13 protein-coding genes and 2 pseudogenes are annotated in these 16,909 nt (G+C 60.6%); 6 read left to right on the forward strand and 9 right to left on the reverse strand.

Annotation, left to right across the window (positions count from 1 at the left end; genetic code table 11):
• Positions 1-76 precede the first annotated feature (76 nt).
• Both AC04SH_RS32075 and AC04SH_RS32080 read right to left on the reverse strand, forming a co-directional pair.
• Positions 77-802, reverse strand: coding sequence for an aspartate/glutamate racemase family protein (locus AC04SH_RS32075; RefSeq protein WP_488481658.1), 726 nt, complete (start codon positions 800-802; stop codon positions 77-79).
• Between the two features lie 261 nt (positions 803-1,063).
• On the reverse strand, positions 1,064-2,341 hold the full coding sequence (locus tag AC04SH_RS32080) for an NAD(P)/FAD-dependent oxidoreductase (RefSeq protein WP_488481660.1): 1,278 nt from the start codon (positions 2,339-2,341) through the stop codon (positions 1,064-1,066).
• Between the two features lie 530 nt (positions 2,342-2,871).
• On the opposite strand from AC04SH_RS32080, the gene AC04SH_RS32085 reads away from it, so the two are divergent.
• Positions 2,872-4,284 (forward strand): ISNCY family transposase, encoded by a 1,413-nt coding sequence (locus AC04SH_RS32085; protein ID WP_488481661.1) that lies wholly within the window; start codon positions 2,872-2,874, stop codon positions 4,282-4,284.
• Here AC04SH_RS32085 and AC04SH_RS32090 read toward each other — a convergent pair.
• A complete protein-coding gene (locus AC04SH_RS32090; protein WP_488481662.1) occupies positions 4,271-5,008 on the reverse strand; it encodes a hypothetical protein in 738 nt (245 codons plus the stop codon). The genes AC04SH_RS32085 and AC04SH_RS32090 overlap by 14 nt on opposite strands.
• 426 nt (positions 5,009-5,434) lie before the next feature.
• Between AC04SH_RS32090 and AC04SH_RS32095 the strand changes: the two genes are divergently transcribed.
• Complete coding sequence (locus AC04SH_RS32095; protein WP_488481663.1) at positions 5,435-6,859, forward strand: ISNCY family transposase; 1,425 nt, start codon at positions 5,435-5,437, stop codon at positions 6,857-6,859.
• A 51-nt stretch (positions 6,860-6,910) separates the two neighbouring features.
• Here AC04SH_RS32095 and AC04SH_RS32100 read toward each other — a convergent pair whose 3' ends face one another.
• The 6 genes from AC04SH_RS32100 to AC04SH_RS32125 form a co-directional block, all read right to left on the reverse strand.
• Positions 6,911-7,249: a hemin receptor gene (locus AC04SH_RS32100; RefSeq protein WP_488481664.1), complete on the reverse strand. Its 339-nt coding sequence runs from the start codon at positions 7,247-7,249 to the stop codon at positions 6,911-6,913.
• Positions 7,250-7,703: 454 nt separating this feature from the next.
• Positions 7,704-9,014 (reverse strand): TniQ family protein, encoded by a 1,311-nt coding sequence (locus AC04SH_RS32105; RefSeq protein ID WP_488577801.1) that lies wholly within the window; start codon positions 9,012-9,014, stop codon positions 7,704-7,706.
• A 46-nt stretch (positions 9,015-9,060) separates the two neighbouring features.
• A complete protein-coding gene (locus AC04SH_RS32110; protein ID WP_488481666.1) occupies positions 9,061-9,963 on the reverse strand; it encodes a TniB family NTP-binding protein in 903 nt (300 codons plus the stop codon).
• Positions 9,954-10,478, reverse strand: coding sequence for a Mu transposase C-terminal domain-containing protein (locus tag AC04SH_RS32115; RefSeq protein ID WP_488481667.1), 525 nt, complete (start codon positions 10,476-10,478; stop codon positions 9,954-9,956). The genes AC04SH_RS32110 and AC04SH_RS32115 overlap by 10 nt, the downstream gene beginning before the upstream one ends.
• Positions 10,454-11,584, reverse strand: a complete 1,131-nt coding sequence (locus tag AC04SH_RS32120) for a DNA-binding domain-containing protein (RefSeq protein ID WP_488481668.1) — start codon at positions 11,582-11,584, stop codon at positions 10,454-10,456. Before AC04SH_RS32120 ends, AC04SH_RS32115 begins: the two co-directional genes overlap by 25 nt.
• Entirely contained in the window at positions 11,581-12,093 is a 513-nt protein-coding gene (locus AC04SH_RS32125; protein WP_488481669.1) for a Tn7 transposase TnsA N-terminal domain-containing protein, read from the reverse strand. Before AC04SH_RS32125 ends, AC04SH_RS32120 begins: the two co-directional genes overlap by 4 nt.
• A 377-nt stretch (positions 12,094-12,470) precedes the next feature.
• Here AC04SH_RS32125 and AC04SH_RS32130 point away from each other — a divergent pair.
• The 4 genes and pseudogenes from AC04SH_RS32130 to AC04SH_RS32145 form a co-directional block, all read left to right on the forward strand.
• Positions 12,471-13,772, forward strand: a pseudogene (locus tag AC04SH_RS32130) (ISNCY family transposase); the annotation flags it as partial.
• A 695-nt stretch (positions 13,773-14,467) separates the two neighbouring features.
• Positions 14,468-14,965: pseudogene (locus tag AC04SH_RS32135) on the forward strand (IS630 family transposase); the annotation flags it as partial.
• A gap of 575 nt (positions 14,966-15,540) precedes the next feature.
• Positions 15,541-16,584 carry a D-alanine--D-alanine ligase family protein gene (locus tag AC04SH_RS32140; protein WP_488481670.1) on the forward strand — a complete coding sequence of 348 codons (1,044 nt, stop codon included), beginning with the start codon at positions 15,541-15,543 and terminating at the stop codon, positions 16,582-16,584.
• A gap of 56 nt (positions 16,585-16,640) precedes the next feature.
• A partial coding sequence (locus AC04SH_RS32145) for a LysR family transcriptional regulator (protein WP_488481671.1) occupies positions 16,641-16,909 on the forward strand: 269 nt, incomplete at its 3' end.

Consider the following 16,909-nt stretch of genomic DNA (forward strand, 5'->3'; position numbering starts at 1 on the left):
ATTGTTTCCGGCACCGCTTGTCTAGATAGCAGTATTACTGCGAAATATAGCTTCGCCCGTGCGCTGAGGCTTCGTTTCACGCCCTTGGGCCTCCGCGCCAGGTTGGGAGATCTTCCGCGCCCAAGGCAACATCCAGTGCATGTCGCGCGAGCAATCGCGTCGAATCCAGTGTCGGAAGCGGGGACTGCTCAGGCGAGATAAGCAAAGGAATCTCAGTACAGCCGAGTACTACAGCGTCGCAACCCGAGTTCTTGAGGCGCTGAATAATTCTGACATGTTCATCAAGCGTCTCTTCGCTGAAAATCCCTTTGCATAATTGTGCAAAAATGACATGGTTTAGGTAGGTTCTATCGGCGTCGTTTGGAGCGATTACCTTGATACCTTTCCGCCGCCCCGCCTCGAAATACATGGGCTTCCCAGTTGTCCATTTAGTCCCTAGAATGCCAATTTTCCGGTGGCCTCTTGCAACTGCCTCCGCTGCTACCACATCCGCTATATGAAGCCCTGGCAGCGACAAATCTGGGCCGACTGACCCAAGAGCTAGATGAGCGGTGTTATCGGGGCATATGAAAAAGTCGCAGCCTGCCGCGGCCAATCGAGTGGCCGAGGTAGCAAGAGTGTTGCGGATCAGAGAGACATTGTCACGTTCCCAGTCTGGCATGCTTGCGCCCATCGCGATCGCATCCATCGTTACGTCCGGGTGCATGTGATCCCCCAGTTTAGCCGAAGCAGCATGACAAAACTCGAGGTAGCAAAGCGATGAACCTTCTGCGCTATGTGCAAGAATGCCGACGTGTCTCATTTTGATTGGCTCGCAATCCTGATGTTTGATGGTCCCAGCAATCCCTCCCAGCATAAGCCGGGCGGACGAGTTTTCGGTCGTTTTCGACTTTCGCAGCTCAAGGCACGATATGCGCCTTGCGAAGTCGGAGACGGCGACGTGGCGTTCCTTGGTTCTACCGTGGAGCCCGAGGAAGCTTCGCTTGGCATTTATAAAGTCGAAGGTCGCAACGTGTTCGTGTTGCAGATAACCTGTGATTGAGTCAAACCCGTCTCGCGCGCGTCAATTTAGGGGCGGCAGATGTGCGATCTGAGCACCCAACTCATAATACCCTTCCTTGAGAGAGCGTAGGGGTGCTTCCTCCGCTGCAGAGAAGGGAAGGAACAAGTCGTCCTCAGCCAAATCGCCCATTATGTAGCGCGCGAGTTCACTGCCAAACAACGTGCCTGGTGCGATTCCGCGGCCGTTAAAACCTGTTAACGCGATCATCTGATCGGCGATGGCATGAAGGCGAGGCAGATGGTCGCGGGTCGTGCCAATCCGTCCATACCATGCTTGCTCGATCTCTATTTTGTCGAGTTGGGGAAAAAGCGCTCGCATGCGCCGTTTGGCCCACGATCGATGGATGGCTGTCCCTGTGCCACGGAGAGCGCCAACGCCTCCAAGGATCAGCCGACCCTGGTCATCCATTCGGAACGCCGTCATCGGGGTTCTGGTATCCCAAGCTCCGTGGCCCTCCGGAAGGATCGTTTGGCGAATATCAGGGCTGAGCGGCGGCGTCGCGACGTGAAAGAAGGGCAAGACAACTTGTCCCGCACGAAGCTCCGGAGCGATTTCCGATGTGTACACGTCCGTAGCAACCAGAACCCATTTGGTAAGGACGCTACCGCGATCTGTCTGAAGCCGCCACTTGGTACCGTCGCGGGCGATCGTCTTTACAGGGCTTTTGGTATAGATCTTGACTCCACATGCCATCGCAACCTTGGCGAGGCCGCGGACATAAGAAAGTGGCTGGATGGTACCGGCACGAAGATCAAGAAGGCTTAGCGCAAAGGCGTTGGTCCCAGTTTTCGCCCTCGTCTCTTCCTTGGCGAGAATATGAATTGGGGCACCAAGGGCCTGCCATTGCCGCGCACGCTCCTCAATTTCAGCCACGCCCTTCTTTCCGACAGCGCAGTGCACGGTGCCCACCCGCTTAGCCTCACATTGAATGTCAAATTTTTCGATGATGTCGAAAACGATGCGTGGCGAGTAGCGCAGCAGGTTAAGCATGCGTCGACCGTAGATGGGACCTAAGGTCTCGCGAAGTGCAGCCGGCATGACCCAGAGACCCGCATTGACCATCCCGGTCGCGCGGCCGGCTGCACCAGAACCTATCTCACTCGCCTCGAGCACAACCGTACTCACACCGCGCTGGCCCAGATGCAGTGCGGTCGACAATCCGGTATAGCCGGCGCCTACTACGGCAACATCCACGGCGGTCTCGCCCGCCAAACTTTCCGTTTCCGGACGAAGTGTCGCCGTCTGCCCCCAAAGCCCGTGCGACTGCTCAGTGATCATTTGCCATCCCGGAAAGCCGAAACCCTCACATGCGATTACCCCGTAGCACGCATGGCTCCGAGGCAGTCCGCTTCGTTGGTGGCGAAGGATCTCGATTCATTTTGTCGAACACCAGGTACTATCCTACCCGCAACCATCTTAGTGAAGATCATCCCAGAGGACATCAACGTCAAATTCATAGTTGATATCTACGGTATCTGGCTTCGAGATCGTATTGCCAAGTAATCGGCAGCCTTGCCTCCATTACCGTCTGAGATGGAGCCGACGATGGATACCAAAGGGCTCGAAATGATCAGTCATATGAAATGCCCCGCTAACGGTTGCAGACGAGCCCTCCGACAAGGCCGAAACTTTCATGACGTCGAATAAGATAGTGATTTTGTTGCAGAATTTTAGGTTCCATAATATAGATTATGCGACTTTTTGATGTACGCGCAAAGTTAAAATGTCCCACTTCTGCAAAGTAGGAATGTCGCTTCCGCTTTGCTGAATGCCATTCTCCCCGGCACCGATAGCGAGGGAGACTGTAGGTGGGATTGGTGTTGATGAGCGAACGCGAGCTGCAACGCATAGAGGTTCTATCGAAGATCATCGAGCGAAGGATGACAACGGTCACGGCGGCACATGTGCTCGGCTTGACCAGGCGTCAGGTCCAGAGGCTCTTGAAGACATTCCAAATCGACGGTGCTTCCGCGCTGCGACACAAGGCACGAGGTCGACGCTCAAATCGTGAGATTGGCGATGGCATTCGAGATTTCGCCGTCTGTCTGGTCCGCGAACATTATCTCGATTTTGGTCCGACGCTAGCTGCTGAGAAGCTGGCCGAAGAACACGGCCTGGCCGTATCGCGCGAGACGCTTCGCAAATGGATGGCTGAGGCCGAAATCTGGCTGTCGCGCAAGCAGCGCCGGACATTCCATCAGCCGCGCTTGCGCCGTGAAGCCTATGGCGAGTTGGTGCAGATCGACGGCAGCGAGCATCGGTGGTTCGAGGAGCGGGGTGATGCATGCACCCTGCTCGTCTTTATCGATGATGCCACCGGCAAGCTTCAGCAGCTACGTTTTGTGAAGTCGGAGAGCACGTTCAGCTACTTCGAGGCGCTGGAGCTTTATCTGGCGGCGCACGGCTGCCCGGTGGCGTTCTATTCCGACAAGCACACGGTGTTCCGGGTTGCCAAGGCCGAGGCGCGCGCCGGCCGGGGCATGACACAGTTCGGCCGAGCTCTGGCGGAGCTGAACATCGAGATCCTGTGCGCCAATTCCAGTCAGGCCAAAGGCCGCGTGGAGCACGTCAATCGCACGCTCCAGGACCGGCTTGTGAAGGAACTGCGCCTCGCGGGCGTATCCGACATCGAGACGGCCAACGCCTTCCTGCCGGTGTTCACGACGAGCTTCAACCAGAAGTTCGCCAAGGTCCCTGCCCGGCCTGACAATCTGCATCGCGCCTTGAACGTCGCGCCCAATCGGCTCCGCGACGTGCTTTGCAAGCGCGAGCAGCGCTATGTCGGCCAGCAGTTGTCGTTCTCCTACGAACGCAAACAGATCATACTCGAGAAGAACGACATCTCGTGCGGGCTGGTTGGCAAGTATGTCGATATCCACGAGTTCGCCAACGGCCAACTGGAAGTTCGATGGAAGGCGTGCTCCCTGCCCTACACCGTTTTCGACAAGGAGCAGCGCGTCACGCACACTGCGATCACCGAGAATAAGCGGCTTGGTGAAGTGCTTTCGTGGATCAAGGCTCAGCAAGACGAGGCGCGACCTGCGCCGAAGATAAAGACTAACAGCGAGCAGACCGCCTATAAGAAGCGCGGAACGAAGCCGGGCCGCAGGACGGATTTCGTGAACGATCCGGCAGTTGTTGCGCGGCGCCGGCAAGCGCTTTCCCGGCTGGGTGCGGCGGAGCAAGGACAATCTCGCCCAACACAGTTCAATGAAGGGTGATTTCGGATTGCACGTCGGATTCCAGCTTTAAACAGGCAGTCCACAATGGTGTCTTGTGGTAGGTTCCGTCCTGCAGAATAGTGAGTCCCTCGCGATCTTCGTGCAGCAATCCAAGCCAGCACAGCGGGCGAATGATGTCGTAGCGGAACTCCGATTTTTCCGTCCAGGCTTCGACAGTCATTTCTGCTTGTGCCGGGTACGACTCGCTCGGGTATAGCTCGTTCACCAGGTCACTCAGCGAACAGCCCGTTTTTGCTTTCACATTGATAAGATTGAGAAAGACGTGCCACCAACGCATTCGATCACGGACAGCCTCCTGTGTCTGCCCGTCATGGATATAAGCATAAAGATAATCCGTCGCGATCAGATCGAAGAAGGCACGCGGACCAGCAATAAACTCCCGACCGCGTCGGGTTGGTACCAGTACGTCTTTTCGCCGCCGAAGTAACCGTAGGTGGCTGAGCATGTCGCGGACTGCCCAAAGCGGCGGCATGTCGGCTTCATTGAGAGCCTTGTTGACGCTATATAAGTCGTCCGACGTGTAGTCGGGCCAATTGAAGTGAACAGCGGCCCAATGCACGAACTTGCGGTTCATCGCACCAGATGCGGTCAGACCGATGCCGCCTTCGGTGTCGGCATAGGACATGGCCATCACCATGCCGCGAAGCAGCGGCGACATAGCCACGACATCCACATCAGCAACTAGCTCAATTTTTGGAAGCATTACGTCATCTCGTTTCAACGCTGAGGCAGCCGTCGCGAACCATTCACCAGGATTGCTAAAAATGAAACTGAGAAAGCTAAAGCCAGGGAGACAGGCAGGAACGCCCCCGATCGGGCTCTTGCAACCCCGACCAGCCGACGCCCGATCGGGCGCTTATGTCGGCGCAAGGAAGTACGTCACTGTCGCATTTCTAACTTGCCATGCCCTGCCCTTTTGAACAGCCCCTGGCGACATTTCTACTTTGCTGGCAGCGCGACATTCGAACTTGGTTGCAACATCACTTGTAGCAGCCATTTAGTAATGCGACAGTTGCCCCAGTTAGAGATGCGACACTTCCCGCTTCCGAGACTGGTCAACATGAAGCTGGAAAGGAAGGCTGGCGACTCACAGAGCCTGGTGTGAGACCGGGCCCATTGCGGAGCCGTCATGCCTTTGGTCACCTTGTCGCAAAAAGAGCTGCACCGTCTCGAGGCCATCCAAAAGATCCGTGACCGACGGCTGAGCGTCGTTGAGGCGGCGGAGCTCCTTCATCTCAGCCGCAGTCAGGTTCACCGGCTGTTGCTGGCCTATGACCAGGACGGCGCCGGCGGGCTGGCGTCGAAGAAGCGCGGCCGGCCGAGCAATCGACGCCATGATGAGGACTTCCGCAACGCCGCATTGGATCTGGTACGCGATCGCTACCGGGACTTCGGCCCGACGCTTGCTCGCGAGAAGCTGCTTGAGTGGCACCAGATCGCCGTCAGCACAGAGACGCTACGCAAATGGACGACGGAAGCCGGCATCTGGACATCGCGCCGGGAGCGCAAGAAGCGGCTTCACCAGCCACGGGGTCGGCGCGACTGCCTTGGCGAGTTGGTGCAGATCGACGGCTCGCACCACTGGTGGTTCGAGAACCGCGGCCCCAAATGCGCCCTGCTCGTCTACATCGATGACGCGACCGGCAAGCTGCTGCATCTGCGTTTCGCCGGTTCCGAGAACACGTTCGATTACCTGATCGCCACAAAGGCCTATTTACAGGAATGGGGCAAGCCGCTCTCATTCTACAGCGACAAGCATGGCGTCTTCCGCACGACGCATGGCTCTGAGAAGGATCGAACGACCGGCCTGACGCAATTCGGACGAGCGCTCTACGAGCTGAACATCGACATCATTTGTGCCAACAGCCCGCAGGCCAAGGGCCGCGTCGAGCGCGCCAACCAGACGCTGCAAGACCGTCTTGTGAAGGAACTGCGTCTGCGCAACATCAGCACGATCGATGCGGCCAATGCCTTTGCGGCGGAGTTCGCCGCCGACTTCAATGTCCGCTTCGGCAAGCAGCCGCGCAATCCGAAGGACATGCACCGTCCCCTCGCCGAGCATGAGAATCTGGACAGCGCTATGTGCCGCAAGGAGTTCCGCACGCTGTCGCAAGCCTTGACGCTGCGCTATGACAAGGTGCTGTTCATCCTCGATCCGAGCGCCTTTGCGAAGAGCCTGGCCGGCAAGAAGGTGGTGGTCTGCGACTATCCTGACGGCCGGCTTGAGATCATGGATGGCGGCACGTCCCTTCCGTACAGGACATTTGACAAGCTGCGCTCGGTTCACAGATCGGAGATTGTCGAGAACAAGCGCCTGGACGAAGCGCTTGCAATGGTGGCCGAGATGCAGGCTGGCCGCGACCTTCAGCGCAGCCAGCACGGCCCGCGCCGCACCGGCCAGGCGAACCACATGTTCGGCATTCCCGATGGCAGCCAGGGCAACGGTTATGTGAAGCGCGGCACGAAGCCGGGACGTCGGACGGATTTCATGAACGATCCTGCCGTTATCGCACGGCGAGAACAGTCGCTGGCGAGGCTGGAAGCTGCGGAATAAGATTCCACGCCGGATGCTCAGCGACATCGCGCCTATGTGGGCGGCACCCGATTAATCTGTTCTGAAGTTCGAGATTTTCAGCGCCGTAGCATGTGCAATAAACGCTTCAATACTGTCCTTTGGGTAGCCAAGGAGAGTGCCCTCTAGCCTCGCTAAATCATTCGTTGTGAAGACGTCAAAGGCTTCCCCACTGCGGCACATCCGTGAGATCATCTGGCTAAGCTTACAGCGCCACTCCTCTGTTGGCAGGCAGTAGCGGCGTTCCTCGATAGAGGTTTCAGGATCAGTGTAGGAGAACTTGAGGATACGCCCTTCATCGACAAAGGGTTTGAAATGCGCGTCACCGACATCTTCTGCATTCATACCCGGTTCTGCTGAGAACAACGCCATTGGTTTCTCGCCCCGAAGCATCATTTGCAGTTCACGGCCATTATGTGGACCCGACGCCAGGCGGGGGCGTGCGTTTTGTCATGAAGCGTCTCCAATCCTCTGGTCGCTTCATCGTCGCAAGAAACACTTTTCTCAGCAATGAGATAAGGGCGGCAAAGGGCGAGCCCCTGCCCTTCAATGCAGGTCATTGACAGGCTCTCAAAGCTAAAGCCGAGGAGTTCACTGGATCGCACCCGATCGGGCTCTGCAACCCTGACCAGCTGACGCCCGATCGGGCGCTCCCGTCGGCGCCAAGCGCGTCGCTGTCGCATTTCTAACTGGCTGGCGCTGTCGCGTCTCTAATTCGCTTTGACATCACTTGTAGCCGCAAAGTTAAAGTGTCCTTGTCGGTGCGACGAGTTTCGCGAACCGGCGCAGAGTTTCGTGTACCGGGGCGAAGTTTCGCGGACTCGATTCACGCAATGGGTCTGCGCCGACCGCGCCAACCAGAATCGCCACGCCATCGTTGCTCAGGCGCTTCGGATTGAGCCGACGTCAGAGCGGGCCTCCCGGTCGGGCGTTCGAGCGCCGCTTCGAGCCCATGTTCGATCCCGCGGTCGAGCCAGCGATAAACGCTCATCGGCTGGACACGGGCTATCGCTGCCGCCTCCCCGATGGTCGCCCCCGCCTTGAGTGCGGCAAAGGCCGTCAGCCGCTGGCGCCGGTGCTTGTAGCGTTCGCGAGCGGCTCGCTCCCGCAGGTCGGAGGCGCTATCAGGCAAGCTTTCGATCCAGGGATGCCACGCACCTCGTCCGACCGCCGGCGTGGCTATTGCCGCCGCCAGGATCGTGCGCAGGTGTGCGGCTATATCGTCGTCGATGTCGTTGTGGCGGCCCAGGAGACCTTCGAGGCGGACAGATTTCAGGATGGCGATCGCCGCAGGCAGACGGTGCGGCAGGTCCGCTACCAGCCAGTCGAGCATCAGCAAGCTTCCATAGTTCGTGCCAAGCGAGAGCGAGAGCCGATCTTCCCAGCCCAGATCAAGCTCGCGGGCGATCCGGTTGAAGAGCTGCTCGCGGTGCTGGGTGGCGACACCGGTCCAGATCATGCCGAGCAGCATGTCTGCAACCGCCATCATTGTGGCCCACTCGACCTCGCCCACGCTAGGCAGGAGCACGACGCCGGTCTTCTTCCCCGCAACAAGCAGCGATTGCAGATCGACCGACCGATCATTCGCCCGTTGCCCCTGCAAGCAGGCCAACCCTCGGCCGCACTTCTGGCACGCAAGCAGGTCGACTGGCGCCTTCGCGTTCAGCCCTTTGAACCGGATCGGACACCGGCATCCCGGGCATTCCCCGATCAGCCGGGTCCGATGCCGCGGGCAGACGCCGATCCAGCCCAACAGCCAGAGCCGCCTCAGATAGGGTCGCTCGTCTTCCGCCAGACATTGCCCGCAGACATCGACACGCCGGCCTTTCCGGCGGCCCAGCTTCGGGTTTGTCCAGCGCCGGCTTGTGAAGCGCTGCGCGCCCTCATCATCACGTGCGATCGACCAGCCCAGGAGCGTCATGGCTTTCAGCCGGGCCTGCTCGACTCCGGTCCGTTCGACGATCGTTGCGAGCTGGCCTGCCGACGGACGACGCCACCACTCGGGATCACCCGCGGCATCCACCTTGAAGCCGTGCCGGCTGAACATGAGCGGAGACTGTCGGAACGCCCAGCTCAGCTGGACGAGCCACGACACGAGCGCCTCATCCGCCGCCGGCTCGATGTGAACGGGCAGCATCGCCCGTGCCGGGAACGCCTGGGGCATCGCCGAGACGGCGAACAGATCAGACCGCAACACGCCGACGCTCGGAGGGCCGGATGAAGCCCGCATCCTCGATCATGCGTCCCGGGATCGCCTCCGTCCCGGTCTCGACCGCCAGCACAGCCGCCTTGACAACGACAGCGATGATCTCGCCCAGCACGCCTTCCGCCGCCGCGAGGATGCGGCCAGCCATGACCGGATCGTCGAGGTGCGACGGCTTGCGCAGCGGCAAGGCCGCTTCGAGCGTCGCGAGAAGCCGCCGATATTCCTCGTCGTCCTGCCACAGCGGCAAGGCGAACGGCTCGAACCGATTGACGAGTTGGTCGTCGCTGCGGATCGCGCGCAACGCCTCGGCCGTGCCGACGCCGACGAGCGGTATTTGCAGCTCATTGCCCAGCCAGCGCAGCAGGTTGAGCAGCCGCCGTTGCTGCATCGTGGTGCCCGACAGCAGGTTGTGCAGTTCGTCGATCACCAGCAGGCGTGTGCCCGTTGCACGCATCATGCGCACCGCCATGTCCTGCTTGGCGGCGATGCGGTCGCGGGGGCCGAACGGCACCCCAAGCCCGTCGAGGATTGCGCCGAACAGCCGCCCCTCGTCCGGCCCCGGCGGCATCTGCACGCTCAACACCGGCAGGACTGCAACGCCGTCCGCCGCCTCGACAGCAGTGAGCGCCGGATGCGCACGCCGGAACTTCTCCACGATCATGGTCTTGCCGTTGTTCGTCGGGCCGACCAGCAGCAGATTCGGCATCCGCATCCGCTTCGGGAACGTCAGCAGGTCCTCCATAGCCGCCAGGGCGGCGTTCGCCCGTGCATAGGCGATCCAACGATCCGTGCGGATGCGCCGGACGCGCACCTCTGTCGCCTCGTCCACGAACGGCCGGACCGCAGGGTGGAGGTGCGGATAGTCCCCGCTCACGACCATTCCTCGAACGGGAAGATGCGATCCTCCAGCGGCACGTCGGCGTCGGCGCGCCGAGCGGGCTTGCCCAGCTCGGGACCCACCGCCGGCTCGGGCGCGCTGCTCGACACGACCCGGAGCCGGCGTTCTCGCTGGCCGCGTGCGGTCTTGGTGGTGTGGACCGCGTCATCGGCGATGGCGCGCATAGTCTCGACCGCCCGGAAGATCGCGGCTTCGTCGACATGCGAGCGCCCTTCCTCCCGCAAGCGCTTCAGCGCCAGTCGATGCTCCCACAGGCTGATCGGTGGACGCCGCAGATCGCGGTAGCTCAGGTCATAGTAGGCGCCGTCCGGCCCCAGCAGGTAGATCCGGCTCAGGTCGCGCGGATCATAGCGGACGATCATCGGCTCGGGATAGCCGATCCAGGTGCTGAGCACGTCAGCCCAGTAGGCTATCGAGTGCAGCGCCACGCCATCACGCCGGACCCTGCGACGCTCGATCGGCAGGAAGTCGATCAGGAAGCGGCGAGGATCGGGCACGGCGACCGGCGCGCCACGGCCGAGCGTGGAAGGGCGTCATGCCGATGCCCCGATGCAGATCGCGGTGATAGACGCCGGCGATCGCATGGCCGAGCCAGCGCTCGACCTCGTCGATCGTCATGGCGGCGCTCTTCTCGGGATTCAGGTCGCCCTTCTCCTGGACGCTGGAGAACGTCGTGCCGGGCAGCAGGTGGACCTTGCCCATCATGGTGCCGATCAGCCGCTCGATATGGCCGCCATAGTGAGGCGTGCGCACCGGCCGATGGTCGATCGCGATCCCATACTGCTCGCACCCGCTTCAGCGCCTCGGACCGGAACTCCTTGGCGTTGTCGAGGTGCAGGCGTTCCGGGATGCCGCGAACCGGCCACTCTGCGTCGATGGCGCGCTCGGCGAGCCAGCTATCCTTGGCGAGTGCTGCGTGGGTCAGGCAGAGCGCGACGGACGTCGCCGAGGGCGGCTCCAGCGACAGGTGGAAGCCGGCGACGCAGCGCGTGCAGACGTCGATCGCCAGGGTCAGCCAGGGGCGCTGGATCGGTGCGCGCGTCTCGCTGTCGACCACGACCACGTCGACCAGCGTGTGGTCGATCTGGATCAACGACAACGGCCAGTGAGCCTCCAGCGAACCGACGACAGGAGCGTAACGGTCGCGCGCCGCCTTGGCGCCTTGGCGCTTGGCGATCACCTCCCGACCCGGGCGGGCGCGAAGCCGGGCTGTGATGGTTCGCCGGCTCGGCGCGGTGAGGCCGCGCGCCGCGCACTGGCGCAGCACCTCCTCGACCAGGTGCATGATCTTGGGCTTCTGGCGCGTGAGATAGACGCCGTCGATCGCCTCCTCGACCAGCACGTCCACCTCGTTTTGGAGCCGGGAGAAGCCGGCGCTCGGCCCTCGCTTGCGCGGCAGCAAGCTCGTCAGTCGTGGATCAGCGATGTAGCGGCGGATCAGGGCATAGACGTGGGTCGGCCCACAGCCCAGTTCCGCCGCGCCAGCTTCCACGTCCGCTCGGGTTCGGGTCGGATCGTCCGCCAGGCGCCGGATGATCGGCAGGAAGCGGCGGGCTTCATCCCAAGCGGTAGGGCTCACGGTCGCGATGTCGGGCACGCTCACGCCGCACCCACGCGCGTGCTCGGCACGATTGGCGCCGACAGATCGACGACAAGGGCGCCCCGCGCGATCAGGCGCCAGACCACGGCCAGTCCCGCTTCGCGCGTCGTTGGCAAGGCGTCGACCAGCCCGATGAAGTCTATGGTGTCGGCGCGCGCCCGCACCACGGCCAACTCCGCCAGCGCCGTGTCGATCGGCACGTTCCTGAGCGGCAGCAACCTCTTCGCCGCATCGAGGCGCGGACCGCGGATGCCGCGCTCCGTGGCGATCCTGAAGCGGGCGCCATGCTCGCCGGCCCAGGCCCGGGCGGCGGCGAACGCCGGCCTCAGCCGGTGCCAGTCCGATCTAAGGTCGGCGCGATATTTGATCTCGACGATATCGGAGCCCCCGGCGCTCCAGTCGACGCGGAAGTCAGGCGTGTATCGCCGCGACCGCTGCCCCTGCCGGAACCGGATCGTGACCGGCTGCTCGGTCACCACCGCGCCCGCATCCGTCCAGCTCACAAGCGTCACGAAGTCTCGTTCGAGGGCGCTTTCGTGCTCCGCCACCCCCGTCGCAAGGGCCTGGAACCCGGTCACATGCGACCGCCGGCTGAGGGGAATGCGCCGCCGCATCGGCCTCCACCTTCAAACGACTCAGTACGCAAACATCGCACATTTTGGGGTCAGTTCACAAACATGGGACAATATCTATGTCGCCAAGCCTTTGCGCGGACTCAGTTTCCGCTGCGCGCCGATTCACGAAACTCGTCGCACCGACAGCGACACTTGAGCAATTTAGAGATGCGACAGTCCCCGACTTTCACAGCTCATGCCTTGGCCAACTCGAAGCTGGAAAGGAAGGCTTGCGGCCTCAGCCTGGCGACAGACCGGGCTCGTTGGAGACCGTCATGCCTTGTCTCGTTACCTTGTCGCAGAACGAACTTCATCGCCTCGAAGCTGTACAGAAGATCCGTGAACGTCGGCTGAGCGTTGTCCAGGCGGCCGAGCTGTTGCGATTGAGCCGCGCACAGGTTCACCGGCTGTTGCAAGCTTACGATCACGATGGCGCTGCTGGCCTTGCTTCGAAGAAGCGCGGCCGGCCGAGCAATCGTAGGCACACAGAGGATTTTCGTAACGAGGCACTCGACCTGGTACGCGAGCACTATGTCGACTTCGGACCGACATTGGCTGCCGAGAAGCTGCTCGAACGCCATCAGATAGCTATCAGCAAGGAGACGCTGCGGCAGTGGATGACAGAAGCCGGCATCTGGAAATCACGGCGTGAGCGCAAACGCCAGCTCCATCAGCCGCGCGGCCGGCGCGACTGCCTCGGCGAGTTGGTGCAGATCGATGGCTCGCACCATTGGTGGTTCGAGAACCGCGGTCCCAAATGCGCCCTGCTCGTCTTTATCGACGATGCGACCGGCCAGCTGATGCATCTGCGCTTTGCGGCATCGGAGAACACGTTCGACTATTTTCGTGCGGCCAAAGCGTATCTGAGCGACTGGGGTAAGCCGTTGGCCTTCTACAGCGACAAGCACGGCATTTTCCGCACGACACATGGTTCGGAGTTGGATCGGACCAGCGGCCTGACGCAGTTCGGCCGCGCGCTCTATGAGCTCAACATCGACATCATCTGTGCCAACACGCCCCAGGCCAAAGGACGTGTCGAGCGCGCCAACCAGACCCTACAGGACCGACTTGTGAAGGAACTGCGCCTTCGCGGCATCAGCACGATCGAGGCGGCCAACGCCTTTGCGCCTGAGTTCATGGCGGATTTCAACGCGCGTTTTGGCAAAGAGCCCCGCAATCCGAAGAACATGCATCGCCCCCTCGCCGATCACGAGCAGCTGGATGGCGCGATGTGCCATAAAGAGTTTCGCACCGTGTCGCAGGCTTTGACTCTACGGTACGACAAGGTCCTGTTCATCCTCGATCCGACCGCCTTGGCGAAGCGTCTTCCCGGCAAGAAGGTCGTGGTCTGCGACTATCCAGACGGCCGCCTCGAGGTAACTCATGACGGGATAGCGCTGCCCTACAGAACGTTCGACAAACTTCGCTCGGTGCATAGGACCGCGGTCGTCGAGAACAAACGTCTCGATGCAGCGCTGCTGATGGTTGCCGAGATGCAGAAAGGTCGGGAACTCAAGCGTAGCCTACTGTCCGGATGTCGTTCGGGATGGAGACCAGATCGGACACTGGGAATGCAATCTTATCCAGTTCCGCAAGAAATTCGGCAAGGCGAACGTCACTTCGCTGGTCGAACGGGTGAGCCGCTTCACGAGGGCAGCACGCCCCTACCCTATAAGACATTTGACAAGCTGCGTTCGGTTCACAGATCGGAGATCGTCGCGAACAAACCCCTAGACGAGCCCTGGCGATGGTGGCCGAGATGCAGGCCGGCCGCGAATTAACGCGCAGCCAACATGGACCTCGCGGCGCGCGGGCCAGGCGAACCACATGTTTGGAGTTCTCGACGGGAGCCAGAGCATGAGCCGCACCCGATCGGGCTGTGCAACCCCGACCAGGTGGCGCCCGATCGGGCGCTGAGGTCGTGCCAGGCGGCGCTGCCGCATTTCTGACTTCTGGCGGTGTCGCGTCCCCAATTCGCTTTGACATTGCATGTAGCAAGGCCGCCAACACACCGCCAGACCGCAATTGGCTCAACTCCTAGTCGACTGAAGTTCGGACCAAAGAAGCTCTATTTCCTCATTCCAGTCCAATTTATGAACACAGCTAAGCCAAATCCTAACTAATCTCAAAGTACAGCAACTCCGTAATTTCTCTCGCCCTAGCATTGTGCCAGAGCAGATGCAGGCTCTTCTTCGCTCGATGATATGGAGGGGACAAAGCCGACCGCTCCGTAGCCGATCAGCCGCCAATCGTCAGAAGTTCGCCGGCTAACGATAAGACCGGGCTGTCGACCAAGATGGCTCGTCTGCGGAGACGTGCGCCGCGCGGTGAGCGCTGCCGGGCCGGCGTGCCGCATGGCCATTGGAAGACCACCACCTTCACTGGCGCGTTACGGCTGACGGGCATGACCGCTCCGTTCGTCTATGACGGCGCCGTGAACGGCAACGTATTCCGGGCCTATGTCGAGCAGGTTCTGGTTCCGACCCTGTCGGAGGGTGACATCGTCATCATGGACAACTTGCCTGCCCACAAGGCAGCCGGCGTGCGAGAGGCGATCGAGACGGCCGGCGCGAGGCTAATATTCCTGCCGCCCTACAGCCCCGACTTCAATCCGATCGAAAACGCCTTCTCAAAGCGCAAGGCTCTTATGCGTGCCAAAGCCGTGAGGACAATCACAGCCCTGTGGAACGCCGTCGGATCGCTCGTCGACCTCTTCACCCCAGCCGAATGCCAGAACTACTTCAAGGCCGCAGGATATGACCCGGATTAAACGGGACGTGCTCTAGCTCCGCCACCACGTCAGATCCGAACGTCGAAAACAGCTCAATCAAGTCATCTTGCCGGGGCTGGCCAAAGCAGCCAGAGACTTTTTCAGACTCTCGTAGCGCTCTACCTCCCGACTAAAGGGACGGATCAGGACCATGCGCACGATTTTAGCGTGCCCAGGGTAGACCCAGTAGGGCACGGAATCGCCAGCACGTCCTGCCGCATCGGCTCGGATCATAACTTCGACCGCCAATTGATCCCGGCGATCGATGCTGAGATTTTGTAGCGGCCCTGATCGTTGTGGCACTTGCCGTCATCCAGATTCGCATGTCGTCCTAGAAGTCGCCTCAGCCGGCCGCTTCGTGTCATGTTCAGCCATATCCGATTGAAGAGGTTTTGTCTGAGACACGACACACTGAGCCGCGACAGCCCGGCGCGAAAAACAGGCTTCCTCTTTGTTTTAACACGGTGGCACGCCGATTGCATTGGAGCCAGAAGGCGCGGAGTTTAGCCATCAACCTCCATCAATCAGAAGTCCGAGCCAATGAACTGATAGCGGACAAATCCAAGGAGTAGCTCATGCGGGTAGCCATCGTGACGGACGTTGATTCTACGGACGTGATCAACCGCTTCGGTCAGCCTTGTCCGAAGCCGCCGCAGCCATGGCCGAATTGGGGCACAACTAGAAGCGTGGTCTCGGGCACAATTAGAAGCGTGGTGTCGGCACTGCAAGAGGTCGGCCACGAGACGCTGCTTTGCGAAGGCGACAAAACACTGCTCGCTACGCTCGAGCGATTCATGCCACCCGATCCGCAAGCCCGTCCCTCGGGTATCGTCTTCAACTTGGCGGAGGGCACTCATGGCGAGGACCGTGTTACGCAGGTTCCTGCTATGCTTGAGATGGCCGGTGTTCCGTTCACCGGATCGAGCCCGCTCTGGCTTGGTATAACGTATGATAAGGTCATCACCAAGACACTCATCCGCAACAGTGGCGTGCCGACGCCGAACTTTCGCGTCATGCGCCTGGGAACCGAGAGTACCGGCGACCTGCGATTCCCGGTGGTAGTGAAGCCGCGGCACGAAGACAACAGCTTCGGATTACAGCTCGTACATGAGCCCGCTCAGTTGAGTCAGGCTGTGGAAGCGGTCGTCACGCAGTATATGCAGGATGCGCTCGTGGAAGAATACATAGACGGTCGTGAAATCTGCGTTGCGCTGCTTGGAAACGGAGAGCTCGAGGTATTTCCCTCGGTGGAGATCGACCTCGGCGAAACTGGTATTTATACTTGGGAAGCGAAGTACCAGGCGGCCGCGAGCCGGCCGAAAGTTTGCCCGGCTGAAATTGGGAGCGGCCTTGCGACTTTGGTGCAGGATATTTCGGTTGCATCCTTCCGTGCGTGCCAGTGCCGGGACTATGCCCGCGTCGACCTCCGGATCGATCGCGCGGGCCAGCCGTTCGTGCTTGAGATTAACCCGCTGCCGGGGCTCAACATCCACTCTACTTTTGCTACAGCCGCAATGACCGCCGGACACAGTTACTCAAGCTTGATAAATCAAATCCTCCATGTCGCCCACCTGCGCTGCTTCGGAATTGGCATCCCCCGGCCATGTTGGACATCTTGAAATTGTCTCAATGGCGGGGTGGGTGTGAACGCCCAGGAGACAAACCAGGCGCCCTGTTGGGCAATCTGGGCGGCCAAAGCCTGAGCTGGAACCTCTTGCGCAGTTTCTGCATCATCGCTGAAGAGAGGAGCATCACGGGCGCCGCAAAACGTCTTCACATGAGCCTGCCCTCCGTGAGCCTTGCGCTGCAAAAACTAGAAGACCAACTCGACTGCAAGCTCGTCTTCCGTGACCCTCGCCATTTTGCGCTGACATTGCGCGGCGAACAGATTTACCAGGAATGTTCCGAGATGTCCCGGTGCGTTGACCGAATCGGCACCCTCTC

Source organism: Mesorhizobium sp. CNPSo 4688 (genome assembly GCF_057784295.1).

Excerpts from the sequence above, each read along its gene's own strand:
- AC04SH_RS32105 (WP_488577801.1), bottom strand. The coding sequence starts at position 9,014 with ATGCTGCCCGTTCACATCGAGCCGGCGGCGGATGAGGCGCTCGTGTCG.
- AC04SH_RS32095 (WP_488481663.1), top strand. The coding sequence starts at position 5,435 with ATGCCTTTGGTCACCTTGTCGCAAAAAGAGCTGCACCGTCTCGAGGCC.
- AC04SH_RS32090 (WP_488481662.1), bottom strand. The coding sequence starts at position 5,008 with ATGCTTCCAAAAATTGAGCTAGTTGCTGATGTGGATGTCGTGGCTATG.
- AC04SH_RS32100 (WP_488481664.1), bottom strand. The coding sequence starts at position 7,249 with ATGGCGTTGTTCTCAGCAGAACCGGGTATGAATGCAGAAGATGTCGGT.
- AC04SH_RS32080 (WP_488481660.1), bottom strand. The coding sequence starts at position 2,341 with ATGATCACTGAGCAGTCGCACGGGCTTTGGGGGCAGACGGCGACACTT.
- AC04SH_RS32140 (WP_488481670.1), top strand. The coding sequence starts at position 15,541 with ATGCGGGTAGCCATCGTGACGGACGTTGATTCTACGGACGTGATCAAC.
- AC04SH_RS32075 (WP_488481658.1), bottom strand. The coding sequence starts at position 802 with ATGAGACACGTCGGCATTCTTGCACATAGCGCAGAAGGTTCATCGCTT.
- AC04SH_RS32110 (WP_488481666.1), bottom strand. The coding sequence starts at position 9,963 with ATGGTCGTGAGCGGGGACTATCCGCACCTCCACCCTGCGGTCCGGCCG.